Origin of the sequence: Mesorhizobium sp. M1A.F.Ca.IN.020.04.1.1 (genome assembly GCF_003997315.1) — a bacterium.
Classification (GTDB): Bacteria; Pseudomonadota; Alphaproteobacteria; order Rhizobiales; family Rhizobiaceae; genus Mesorhizobium.
This window is the reverse complement of the sequence record NZ_RZSN01000178.1, coordinates 1-11,657: the sequence shown is the minus strand read 5'-3', so window position 1 is coordinate 11,657 and position 11,657 is coordinate 1. Positions and strand designations below refer to the sequence as shown.

At 63.1% G+C, this 11,657-nt stretch carries 10 protein-coding genes and 1 pseudogene; 10 read left to right on the top strand and 1 reads right to left on the bottom strand.

Annotation, left to right across the window (positions count from 1 at the left end; genetic code table 11):
- Nucleotides 1-901: translation elongation factor Ts (tsf, locus tag EOA49_RS26285; RefSeq protein ID WP_127243436.1), on the top strand; the 901-nt coding region annotated here is incomplete at its 5' end.
- A 27-nt stretch (nucleotides 902-928) separates the two neighbouring features.
- Here the strand turns inward: tsf and EOA49_RS26280 are convergent.
- Nucleotides 929-1,855, bottom strand: coding sequence for a LysR family transcriptional regulator (locus EOA49_RS26280; RefSeq protein WP_127239894.1), 927 nt, complete (start codon nucleotides 1,853-1,855; stop codon nucleotides 929-931).
- Nucleotides 1,856-1,970: 115 nt separating this feature from the next.
- Here EOA49_RS26280 and EOA49_RS26275 point away from each other — a divergent pair, with 115 nt between their 5' ends.
- From EOA49_RS26275 to lpxD, 9 genes and pseudogenes are all read left to right on the top strand, one after another.
- On the top strand, nucleotides 1,971-2,498 hold the full coding sequence (locus tag EOA49_RS26275; RefSeq protein WP_067319881.1) for a nuclear transport factor 2 family protein: 528 nt from the start codon (nucleotides 1,971-1,973) through the stop codon (nucleotides 2,496-2,498).
- Between the two features lie 29 nt (nucleotides 2,499-2,527).
- Nucleotides 2,528-3,637, top strand: coding sequence for an aldo/keto reductase (locus tag EOA49_RS26270; protein ID WP_067319885.1), 1,110 nt, complete (start codon nucleotides 2,528-2,530; stop codon nucleotides 3,635-3,637).
- A gap of 150 nt (nucleotides 3,638-3,787) precedes the next feature.
- Nucleotides 3,788-4,510, top strand: coding sequence for a UMP kinase (gene pyrH, locus EOA49_RS26265; protein WP_127239893.1), 723 nt, complete (start codon nucleotides 3,788-3,790; stop codon nucleotides 4,508-4,510).
- A gap of 88 nt (nucleotides 4,511-4,598) precedes the next feature.
- The gene (frr, locus tag EOA49_RS26260) at nucleotides 4,599-5,153 is read left to right on the top strand and encodes a ribosome recycling factor (protein ID WP_127239892.1); all 555 of its coding nucleotides are present in this window, start codon (nucleotides 4,599-4,601) and stop codon (nucleotides 5,151-5,153) included.
- A 20-nt stretch (nucleotides 5,154-5,173) separates the two neighbouring features.
- Nucleotides 5,174-5,905: pseudogene (locus EOA49_RS26255) on the top strand (isoprenyl transferase); the annotation flags it as partial.
- 10 nt (nucleotides 5,906-5,915) lie between these two features.
- A complete protein-coding gene (locus EOA49_RS26250) occupies nucleotides 5,916-6,731 on the top strand; it encodes a phosphatidate cytidylyltransferase (RefSeq protein ID WP_127239891.1) in 816 nt (271 codons plus the stop codon).
- A gap of 103 nt (nucleotides 6,732-6,834) precedes the next feature.
- The gene (rseP, locus tag EOA49_RS26245; protein WP_127239890.1) at nucleotides 6,835-7,977 is read left to right on the top strand and encodes an RIP metalloprotease RseP; all 1,143 of its coding nucleotides are present in this window, start codon (nucleotides 6,835-6,837) and stop codon (nucleotides 7,975-7,977) included.
- Between the two features lie 218 nt (nucleotides 7,978-8,195).
- Nucleotides 8,196-10,565, top strand: a complete 2,370-nt coding sequence (gene bamA / locus EOA49_RS26240) for an outer membrane protein assembly factor BamA (RefSeq protein WP_127239889.1) — start codon at nucleotides 8,196-8,198, stop codon at nucleotides 10,563-10,565.
- Nucleotides 10,566-10,643: 78 nt separating this feature from the next.
- A partial coding sequence (gene lpxD / locus EOA49_RS26235; protein WP_127243435.1) for a UDP-3-O-(3-hydroxymyristoyl)glucosamine N-acyltransferase occupies nucleotides 10,644-11,657 on the top strand: 1,014 nt, incomplete at its 3' end.

Genomic DNA, 11,657 nt, shown 5'->3' with positions numbered 1-11,657 from the left:
GGTCAAAGAACTCCGCGACTTGACCGGCGCGGGCATGATGGACTGCAAGGCGGCGTTGAACGAAACCAACGGCGACATGGAAGCGGCCGTCGACTGGCTGCGCAAGAAGGGCATCTCCAAGGCCGACAAGAAGGCCGGCCGCACCGCGGCGGAAGGCCTGATCGGCGTCGATTCCGGTGTTCGCGAAGCCGCGGTCGTCGAGGTGAACTCCGAGACCGACTTCGTCGCGCGCAACTCCGCCTTCCAGGAAATCGTCGCCAACGTCGCCAAGGTGGCGCTCGCCTATGGCACGACCGAAGCCGTTGCCGCGGCCAAGTATCCGGGCTCCGACAAGTCAGTCACCGACACCATCAAGGACGCGGTCGGCACCATCGGCGAGAACATGGGCTTCCGCCGCTCGGCCAAGCTCACTGTCCCGCATGGCGCGGTGGCGACCTATGTCCACAATGCCGTCGCGGATGGCCTCGGCAAGCTCGGCGTGCTGGTCGCGATCGAGACCACCGGCAATGAGCATGCGGCGAACGCCTTCGGCCGCCAGGTCGCCATGCATGTCGCCGCGACCAACCCGGTTGCGCTGACTGCCGAGGAAGTCGACCCGGCCCTGATCGAGCGCGAGAAGGCGATCTTCTCCGACCAGGCCCGCCAGTCCGGCAAGCCGGAAGCGATCATCGAGAAGATGGTCGAGGGCCGGCTGCGTAAGTTCTATGAAGAGGTCGTGCTCCTGAAGCAGGCCTTCGTGCTCAATCCCGACATCACCGTCGAGAAGGCGCTGAAGGATGCCGAGAAGGAGATCGGCGCTCCGGCGAAGATCACCGCCTATCTGCGTTACGCGCTGGGCGAGGGCATCGAGAAGGAAGCGACCGATTTCGCGGCGGAAGTCGCGGCCGCGGTCAAGAAATAGCCCGAAGCAAAAGTAAGGCTACAGAGCTCAGGCAACTCGGCCGGGTGTCCGCATGGATGCCCGGCCGATCTCTTGAGCGGTATCGATAAAGGCTCTGAGCTTCGGCGCCATCGATGCCCTGCGCGGGAAATAGAGGAACAGGCCCGGCTCCTCGATTGCCGTCTTCGGCAGGATCTGAACCAGACGACCCGCGGCGAGATCGGCGCGCACCAGCGGCTCGAATACGTAGGCGAGCCCGACGCCAGCAAGCGCAAGATCGATCGCCGCAAGCGAATCTGTGACGATGGCCGTGCCGCGCGTCTCGACCACGACATCCTTGCCGTTCTCGTTCAGATCCCAACGATAGAGCCCGCCGGAGCGGACAAGCCGGTAGCCGATGCAATTGTGCCTCGCCAGGTCGGCTACGTCGCGCGGCCGGCCGTGCTTTCCGATATAGCCGGGCGAGGCGACAACCACTGCCGTGACGGGAGGCGTAAGCCGCACGGTGATCATATCCTGTGCGATCATCTCGCCCAGCCTGATGCCGGCATCGAAACCCTCGCCGACGATATCGACCAGGGCCTGGTCGGCGAAGACCTCGACCGTCACCTCCGGATAGCGTTCGGCCATGGCCGCGATCACCGGCGTGACCGCCAGGGGGATCGCGATATTGGACGCATTGATCCTGAGCAGGCCGGAGGGCCTGCCCTTGACGCCGCGGATGCGGTCGATGCGCTCGGAGATGTCCTGCAGGGCAGGGGCCGCGGTCTCCACCAGCGCCTTGCCGGCTTCGGTCAGCGAAACGCTGCGCGTGGTGCGCGCAAACAGCGGCTGGCCGATGCGCTCTTCCACCAGCCGCACCGCATGACTGACCGCCGACGGACTCATGCCGAGTTCGGCCGCGGCAAGCGCGAAGCCGCCGCGCCGAGCCACGGCGACGATCACCGGCAGATGCGTCAGCAGATCTCGATCCATTCATGAATAATATCGCATAGTCCTTGCGAACAATGCAATCTTATCGATGCCGCCAAGCTGGTCCACATTGGCGCCAACACACGGGCGGTGGGGCCGATGCGCGAGGAGAAAAAACATGAATGCTTTGAGACATGTGACCTTCGCGGCAGGACTGGCACTGGCGCCCGTCGATGCCGGCGGAGCCGAACCAATGGGCTGGCAAACGCTCGCCGACGAGCGCGCCGTCATCCGCATCGCGGATGCCATTGACCGCGCCGTCGATGCGCAGGATTGGAAACTCGCCCGCAGCTTCTTCGCCGACCGGGTTACCGCGGACTTCAGCAGCCTTTCCGGACAGCCCGCGGCCAGGGTCGCCTCCGACGATCTGATCGGCGCCTGGGCTGCCAATCTCAAAGGCAGCAAGACGAGCCTGCACCTGCGGACCAACCACCAGGTCGAAATAGAGGCCGATACGGCGACCGTCCGTTCCAACGGCTATGCCTGGAACAGGATGGAAGGCAATGGCGATCCGCTCTGGGAGGTCTGGGGCACCTATGAGCATCGCCTGAGCCGATCGGGTCAAGGCTGGAAGGTGGACGGCTTCACGTTCCGCATGACGCATGAGCGCGGCAATCCCTGGGTGAAAGCGACGCCTGGCCAATAAGCCCATACCAAACACGATCGGAACACGTCATGAGCATGAACTATTACACGCTCGGCAATAGCGGCCTGCGCGTCAGCCGGCTGGCGCTGGGCACCATGACCTTCGGCACCGAATGGGGCTGGGGTGCTGACAGGGAAACCTCCCGCGCCATGTTCGACGCCTATGTCGAGGCTGGCGGCAATTTCTTCGACACGGCCGACCTCTACACCGGCGGGACGGCAGAGACCTGGCTCGGCGAATTCGTCGCCGAGCGCGGCTTGCGCGACAAGGCGGTGATCGCCACCAAATTCACGATGAACAAGGAACCCGGCAATCCGAATGCCGGCGGCAATGGCCGAAAGAACATCATGCGCGCGGTGGACGCTTCGCTGAAGCGGCTCGGAACCGACTATATCGATCTTTACCTCATGCATGTCTGGGACAGGCTCACGCCGGCCGAGGAGGTGTTGCGCACGCTGGACGATTTGGTGCGTGCCGGCAAAGTACGCCATATCGGTCTTTCTGACGTGCCGGCCTGGTATGCCGGGCGGGCGCAGGCGATCGCCGAACTGCGCGGCTATGAGCCGGTCTCGGCACTGCAGCTCGAATATTCGCTCGTCGAGCGCTCGATCGAACATGAATTCGCGCCTTTCGCCTCGCGTCACGGCGCCGGCATCATGGCGTGGAGCCCGCTGGCCAGCGGCCTGCTAAGCGGCAAATACCGCCCGGCGCAAGCCGGCAATGCCGGCCGGCTCGACGGGTTCCGCAACACCACGCATCCGGGTTTCCAGAAATTCAGCGAACGCAATTGGGCGATCGTTACGGAACTCGAGAAGGTGGCTTCCGAACTCGACCGAAGCATGGCGCAGGTGGCGCTGAACTGGGTTGCGGCGCAGCCGGGTGTGGCCACCGTCATCCTCGGCGCGACGAAACTTGCCCAGTTGCAGGACAATCTGCGGGCGCTCGACTTTTCAATCCCTGCCGAACTTCGCAAGCGGCTCGATTCGGTGAGCCTTGCGCCCGCGCCGTTCCCGCATTCCTTTTTTGGACCCGAGATTCAGGTCAGGGTGGCCGGCGGTGTCGTGACCGGCGACAAGCCGTCCGGCTATTCGCTGCCGGTCCTGATCGAAGGCGAGGCGGTCAGCATCAGCAGCAACTGATCGGAAAAGCCTGGAATTTTGAGCGAGGGCGCGGCGTGACATCGCCGCGCCCTTCGTGTATCGGGTCGAACCATCGTGCCAGCGCCGCCAGGCGAAGCGGGGCGCCTTCGCCTCCAGATTTGCCCGCGCCGAGATTTTTCGAGGAACCAGATGACGGTGAAGCCCCTCTATCGACGTGTCTTGCTGAAAGCTTCGGGCGAAGCCTTGATGGGGGAACAGCATTTCGGCATCGACGTCTCGGTCGTCGACCGTATCGCAGCCGACATTGCCGAGGCGCGGGCGCTTGGCGTCGAAGTCGGAGTCGTGATCGGCGGCGGCAACATCTTCCGCGGCGTGGCCGTCGCCTCCAAGGGCGGCGACCGCGTCACCGGCGATCACATGGGCATGCTCGCCACCGTCATCAACTCGCTGGCGCTGCGCACCTCGCTGAACAAAATCGGCGTCGACGCCGTGGTGCTTTCGGCCATTGCCATGCCGGAACTCTGCGAAAGTTTTTCACAGCGCCAGGCGACCGCCTATATGAATCAAGGCAAGGTGGTGATCTTTGCCGGCGGCACCGGCAATCCGTTCTTCACCACCGATTCGGCCGCAGCGCTGCGCGCCGCCGAGATCGGCGCCGACGCGCTGTTCAAGGGCACGCAGGTCGACGGCGTCTATTCGGCCGACCCGAAGAAGGATCCGGATGCGGTGCGCTTCGACCGCATAAGTCATGCCGAAGTCATCAAACGCGGGCTTACGATCATGGATACGGCCGCGATTGCACTTGCGCTTGAAAACAACATTCCGATAATCGTCTATTCGATCCACGAAAAAGGTGGTTTCGGCGAAATTCTAAGAGGCGGCGGCCGTTGCACGATCGTCGCGGACAATTGACTGGGGCCGAAGACGGCTGAATGATCGCCGGTCCGGTCGAGACTAGAAGACAAGCATTGAACCCGGCGAACGGGTCGAGGAGATGATCATGAGTGGCGAGTACGACGATCTCAAGCGGCGCATGGACGGGGCGATCGCGGCCTTCAAGCACGATCTCGCTTCGCTGCGCACCGGCCGCGCTTCCAGCAACCTGCTCGACGCCGTGCAGGTCCATGCCTATGGCACGAACATGCCCATCAATCAGGTGGCCAACGTCACGGTTCCGGAGCCGCGGATGATTTCGGTATCGGTTTGGGACAAATCGATGGTGAGCGCCGTCGACCGCGCTATCCGCGAGGCCAATCTTGGCTTCAATCCGATCGTCGACGGCACCAATCTGAGGATTCCTTTGCCCGAACTCAACGAGCAGCGCCGCAAGGAACTGGTCAAGATCTCGCACGGCTATGCGGAGAACGCCCGCGTCGCGGTTCGCCATGTCCGTCGCGACGGCATGGATTTCCTCAAAAAGGCGGAAAAGGACGGCACGATCAGCGAAGACGATCATCGCAAGCGCTCCGACCAGGTTCAGAAGCTGACCGATGAGATGATCAGCACCATCGATCACCTGCTTTCCGATAAGGAAGCTGAAATCATGCAGGTTTAGGGTCGGTTTCTCACCGGCTCGAAAGCGAGACCATGACAACCCCCGCGCATGTCGCGATCATCATGGACGGAAACGGACGCTGGGCCAAGGCGCGCGGCATGCCGAGGCTCGCCGGCCACCGCGCCGGCGTCGAAGCCTTGCGCAAGACGGTGCGCGCCGCGCCAGAGCTCGGCATCTCCTATCTGACGGTCTACGCCTTCTCCTCTGAAAACTGGTCGCGGCCGAAGTCCGAGGTCAGCGACCTGATGGGCCTCCTGAAGCTCTTCATCCGCCGGGATCTCGCCGAGCTGCACCAAAACGGCGTGCGGGTGAGGGTGATCGGCGACAGGGAAGGGCTGCAGCCGGACATCAGAGGCCTGCTGCAGGAGGCCGAATCGCTGACCGCGGGCAATGAGGCGCTGACCCTGGTCATCGCCTTCAACTATGGCGGGCGCGACGAGATCGTGCGCACCGCGCGCAAGCTCGCCGATGCCGTGGCTCGCGGCGAAATGACAACCGACGCCATCACGATGGAGAGCTTTGCCGGCGCGCTCGACACCGAGGGCATTCCCGATCCGGACCTCGTGATCCGCACCAGCGGCGAGCTCAGGCTGTCGAACTTCCTCTTGTGGCAGGCCGCCTACAGCGAGCTCGTCTTCCTGCCTTGCTACTGGCCGGACTTCAGCCGGGAGCACCTGGCCGACGCCCTGCGCGACTTTGCCGGCCGCGAACGCCGTTTCGGCGGGCTCGCCGCCCGCGACGTCGCCTTGTAGCGCGGAATCGATGAGCAATCTCCAGCAGCGTGTCATCTCGGCCATCGTGATGGCAGCCGTCACACTTGCGCTCACCTGGCTCGGCGGGCTGCCGTTCCGCCTGTTCTGTGCGGCGATCGCGGCGTTGATCTTCTACGAATGGACGCGCATGTCGCGCCCTGAGAACGGTGCGACGCTCGGCTTTCTGCCGGAAGCGCTGATTCTGGTCTTCATCGGCGCGCTGATCGCCGGCCTGCCGGCACTTTGGCTGCTGCTTCTGGTCGCAGCCATCACTGCTATCGTCGCTGTTGCCGCGCGGCTGCGGGGAGCAGCGCAGTGGGAGGCCTCGGGGCTGGCATACGCGTCGTTGTCCGGCTTGTCGCTCGCCTATCTGCGCGGGGACAGCCACTCAGGATTGATCGCCATCCTCTTCCTGTTCTCGGTCGTCTGGGCGACCGACATAGCGGCCTATTTCGTCGGCCGCGCGGTCGGCGGCCCGAAGCTTGCGCCGTCAATCTCGCCCGGCAAGACGCAGAGCGGCGCGCTTGGCGGCGCTGTCGGCGGCATCGCTGCCGGATTGGTGCTGGCAATCGCGGCCGGGGCCGGCAATCTCACTATGCTTGGCCTCGTCGCCTTGGCGCTCTCGATCGTCTCGCAGATCGGCGATCTGTTCGAATCCTGGGTCAAGCGCCGGCACGGCTGCAAGGATTCGAGCAATCTCATTCCCGGCCATGGCGGCGTCATGGACAGGGTGGACGGGCTTGTCGCGGCTGCGTTCGCCCTGTACGTCATCGGTTGGATTGCGGCGGGCGCCGACCATCCGGCAATGGGGCTGTTTCCGAACTGACTGGCGTCGCCAATGGGCGAAAACGACGCGTGCCAGGGATTCGCCCGGATTGATGCCACAGTCGCGGCGGACTGTCGCGCTGGGCGAATTTTGAGGGCATGACTTGAACGAGATTCTTCACGCGCTCTTCAGCACGCAAGGCTTTGTCCTCGGCACCCTTGTGCCGTTCCTGTTCGTGCTCACCGTCGTGGTGTTCGTGCATGAGATGGGCCACTACCTCATCGGCCGCTGGTGCGGCATCGGCGTCAAGGCTTTTGCCATCGGCTTCGGCCCGGAGCTCTTCGGTTTCAACGACCGCCACGGAACCCGCTGGAAGCTTTGCGCCATTCCGCTTGGCGGCTACGTGAAATTCGTCGGCGACATGAACGCGACATCGAGCCAGCCGAGCACCGAGGACCTCGAATCGCTGAGCGAGGCCGAGCGCGAGGTCGCCTTCCACACCCAGCCGATCTGGAAACGCGCGGCGACCGTCGTCGCCGGGCCGCTGTTCAATTTCCTGCTGACGATCGCCGTGTTCGCGGTGCTGTTTTCGCTCTATGGCCGCCCGGTGATGGAGCCGATGGTGGCCGAAGTCAGCGCCGGCAGCCCGGCGGCGCGGGCGGGCATTCAGCCCGGCGATCGATTCGTCAGAGTCGACGGCAACAAGGTGGAGACCTTCGCCGACGTTCAACGCCTGGTTTCGGGCCGCGCCGGCGACGCCATCACCTTCACCATGTTGCGCGACGGCAACGAAATCACCGTCACCGCGACACCGGAACCGATGGAGCAGCAGGATGCGCTGGGCAACAAGGTCAAGGTCGCGATCATCGGCGTGGCCAACAATGCGGAGCTCGGGCAGCCGCGACTGGTCTCCTACACGCCCGCGGGCGCGCTGGCGGCGGCTGTCGAGGAAACCGGGCATGTGATCGAGCGCACCGGGCAATTTCTGCAACGTTTCGTCGTCGGGCGCGAGGACAAATGCCAACTCGGCGGCCCGATCAAGATCGCGAAAATGTCGGGTCAGGCGGCCAAACTCGGCTTCGAATGGCTGGTGCAGCTTGTTGCATTCCTGTCAGTCGGGATAGGGATTCTCAATCTGCTACCGATTCCCCCTCTCGACGGCGGCCACCTCTTGTTCTACGGCGTGGAGGCCGTCATAAGGCGGCCCGTGTCGGAGCGGATGATGGAGATGGCCTACCGGACCGGTCTCCTTCTGGTGCTCGGATTTATGGGCTTCGTTTTTTGGAATGATCTGTTTGGGTGCTGAAATCATGAAGGAATTTGGCTTCGGCCCCATCCATATTGAGACGCCGTTTACCATGCGTGGGGATATGCGTGACACGAAAGCCACGCAACAGGGTTAAGTAAATACAAATTAACCGGGAGCCTTGCGTGTAGGGGAAATCCGGTTAATACGGTAAGGGAAAATACCGCACGTCCGGTTTTCTCGCCGTGGGGACTACGAGAAAAAGGTACAAAAGCCCGATGAAGGCAGCATCCAAGTTTCTGAGCGCCGCGTCCGCGGCGGCTTTGTCCGCCGCCCTGGTTTTGCCAGGCGCGCTCGCAGTGCAGTTCGTTGCCACATCGGTAGCCGAAGCAGCAGTGGTCAGCAGGGTCGAGGTCAGCGGCAACCAGCGTGTCGATGCCGAAACCATCCGCAATTACATCGCGATCAAGCCCGGCAAGGCGTTTTCAAGTGCCGATATCGATAGCGCCGTGAAGGCGCTGTTCGGCACCGGGCTGTTCTCGGACGTCCAGATCAATCAGGTCGGCTCGATCCTGGTCGTCAAGGTTTCCGAATACAAGGTCGTCAACCAGGTCCTGTTCCAGGGCAACAAGAAGCTCAAGGACAACGCGCTCCAGGCCGCTGTCCAGCTGAAGCCGCGCGCGACCTTCTCGCAGCAGGCGCTCGACGCCGACGTCGAGGCGGTCAAGGCTGCCTATCGGCGTATCGGCCGCGACGACGCCGCCGTGACCACTCAGATCATGGACCTCGGCGACAATCGCGTGAACGTGGTCTTCAACATTAACGAAGGCGCGCGCACGCAGATCGCGGCGGTCAATTTCGTCGGCAACAGCGCTTTTTCCAGCCGTCGCCTGTCGGACGTCATCAACACCAAGCGTTCGTCCTGGCTTTCATTCGTGCTGCGCGACGACGTCTATGACGAGGACAAGCTGCGCGCCGACCAGGAGTTGCTGCGCCGCTTCTACTACAATCACGGCTACGCCGACTTCCAGGTCGTTTCGGCCGTCGGCGAGTTGGATGAAGCCACCAACAAATACACGGTCACGATCACCGTGCAGGAGGGCGAGCGCTACAACTTCGGCGACATCAGCGTCGAGAGCACGATTCCCGAGGTCGACTCAAAGTCGCTGGAATCGGTGGTCCAGACGCACAAGGGCGATGTCTACAACGCCAAGGACGTCGAGGACACGATTGTTGCGCTCACCGAAAAGGTCGCCGGCTCAGGCTATGCGTTTGCCCAGGTGACGCCGCGCGGCGACCGCAATTTCGAGAATCATACGATCTCGGTCGTCTACACCATCGACCAGGGCACCAAGGCTTATATCGAGCGTATCGAAATCCGCGGCAACGACCGCACGCGCGACTACGTCATCCGGCGCGAATTCGATGTCAGCGAAGGCGACGCCTTCAACCAGGTGCTTATCCAGCGCGCGAAGAAGCGCCTGGAAGCTCTGGATTATTTTCAAAAAGTCGACATCTCGACCGTCCCCGGGTCCGCTCCGGACCAAGTCGTCCTGGTGGTCGATGTGGTCGAGAAGTCGACCGGTGAGTTCTCGGTCGGCGCCGGCTATTCGACCGGCGGCGACACGCCGGGTCCGTCCGTCGAAGGCTCGATCACCGAGCGCAACTTCCTCGGCCGCGGCCAGTACATCAAGCTGTCGGCCGGCGGCGGCAAGAACTCGCGCGACTATGCGATCTCCTTCACCGAGCCTTATTTTCTCGGCCGGCGCATCGCGGCGGGCTTCGACATCTACAAGTCGACCCGCGAGTACAACCACTACGATACGGACGTCACGGGCGCGACCATTCGCTTCGGCCTGCCGATCACCGACAGCATCTCGACGCAGCTGGCGTATAATATCTCGCAGGAGAAGTATTCGATCGCCGATGGCTGCTTGACCAGCGGCGTCTACGATCCGTCCAAGTGCACGATCTCCCAGGCCATCCGCGACGGCGTCGCCGAGAGCCCATGGACCAAGTCGTCGGTTAGCCTCGGTCTGGTTTACAATACCATCGACGACATGAAGAACCCGCACGAGGGTCTTTACGTCACAGGCACAACCGAAGTCGCCGGTCTCGGCGGTGACGCCAAATGGGTGAAGTTGACCGGGCGAGCAAGCGTCTATCAGACCTTGTCCGAGCAGTTGGACCTGGTCGGCTTGGTGTCGGGCGGCGCTGGCTATATCGCGGGCTACGGCAATGGCGATCTGCGCATCTTCGACCACTTCCAGAGCAACGATCGCATGATCCGCGGTTTCGCGTATGGCGGTATTGGCCCGATTGCCAGCGATACCAGCGGCGACCATCTCGGCGGCACGACCTATTTCAATGCGTCGGCGGAAGCCCAGTTCCCGCTGCCGGCTGTTCCGGAAAGCTTCGGTCTGCGCGGCGCTGTCTTTGCCGATGCGGCAACGCTTTACGGCAGCAAGCTCGATCCTGCTTTGATCAAGCCGGGATCGGCTGACATGCATCTGCGCGCTTCGGTCGGTGTCGGCCTGATGTGGGCTTCGCCGTTCGGCCCGATCCGCATCGATTATGCGATTCCGGTCGAGAAGCAGCCGGGCGACGACGTGCAGGAATTCAACTTCGGCATAGCGACCCGTTTCTAATCCGCGGGTTACGATGTTTCCGGGTCGTGTGATGGCCCGGAATCGACTGATCCGACCTAGCTGGATAATGTTTGTGGAATGACCGATCCGGTGTTCTTCGCGCCTTCACGCCGGTATACGGCTGGCGAGGTCGCGAATCTGACCGGCGCCAATCTTATTGATTCCTCGCAGGCCGACATCGCCATCGACGCGCTGGCGCCCGCCAATGAGGGTGGCGACGGTGCGCTCGTCTTTGTCGACGGCAAGCGCAATTTCGCCTTGATGCATTCGCTCAAGGCGGCTGCCGTTCTCTGTCCTGCCGACTTCGCCAACAGGGCGCCGCAGGGGATTGCGGTGCTGGCGCATCCGCGCCCGCAGCAGGCCTTCGCCATGGTGGGGCGGCTGCTCTTTCCGCAGGCCGCCACGCCCGGGCCGATGACCGGCGAAACCGGCATTTCGCCGCAAGCGCATATCGACCCGTCCGCGCATGTCGAAGCCGGTGCGATCGTGGAGGCAGGGGCCGTGATCGGTCCCGGCGCTGCCATCGGGAGCGGCACGGTCATTGCGCCCCATGCCGTCATTGGCCGCTCATGCAAGATAGGTCGTGATGGCTATGTCGGTCCGGGCGCCAGCATCCAATATGCGCTGATCGGCAACCGCGTCATCATTCATGGCGGTGCAAGGATCGGTCAGGATGGGTTCGGCTTCGTGGCCGGCGCCAAGGGACCTGAGCGCGTGCCGCAGATCGGCCGCGTCATCATCCAGGACGACGTCGAGATCGGCTCCAACTCGACCGTCGATCGCGGTGCGATGTCCGACACGATCATCGGACAAGGTACCAAGATCGACAATCTGGTGCAGATCGCCCACAATGTTCGTATCGGCCGCAATTGCATTATAGCCGGGCTTTCGGGTATTTCCGGTTCCGTCGTCGTCGGCGACAACGTCACCATGGGTGGCGGCGTCGGCCTCGCCGATCATTTGACCATCGGTCCCGGGGCCAAGCTTGCTGCGAGAAGTGGATTCATGAGCAACGTGCCGGCGGGCGAGGTCTGGGGAGGCTATCCGGCGCAGCCAATGGCGGAAGCCATGCGTGAGATCGCGATGCTGCGC

Coding starts and splice junctions, on each gene's coding strand:
- EOA49_RS26250 (WP_127239891.1), top strand. CDS start 5,916: ATGAGCAATCTCCAGCAGCGTGTCATCTCGGCCATCGTGATGGCAGCC.
- bamA (WP_127239889.1), top strand. CDS start 8,196: ATGAAGGCAGCATCCAAGTTTCTGAGCGCCGCGTCCGCGGCGGCTTTG.
- EOA49_RS26275 (WP_067319881.1), top strand. CDS start 1,971: ATGAATGCTTTGAGACATGTGACCTTCGCGGCAGGACTGGCACTGGCG.
- EOA49_RS26280 (WP_127239894.1), bottom strand. CDS start 1,855: ATGGATCGAGATCTGCTGACGCATCTGCCGGTGATCGTCGCCGTGGCT.
- EOA49_RS26270 (WP_067319885.1), top strand. CDS start 2,528: ATGAGCATGAACTATTACACGCTCGGCAATAGCGGCCTGCGCGTCAGC.
- pyrH (WP_127239893.1), top strand. CDS start 3,788: ATGACGGTGAAGCCCCTCTATCGACGTGTCTTGCTGAAAGCTTCGGGC.
- frr (WP_127239892.1), top strand. CDS start 4,599: ATGAGTGGCGAGTACGACGATCTCAAGCGGCGCATGGACGGGGCGATC.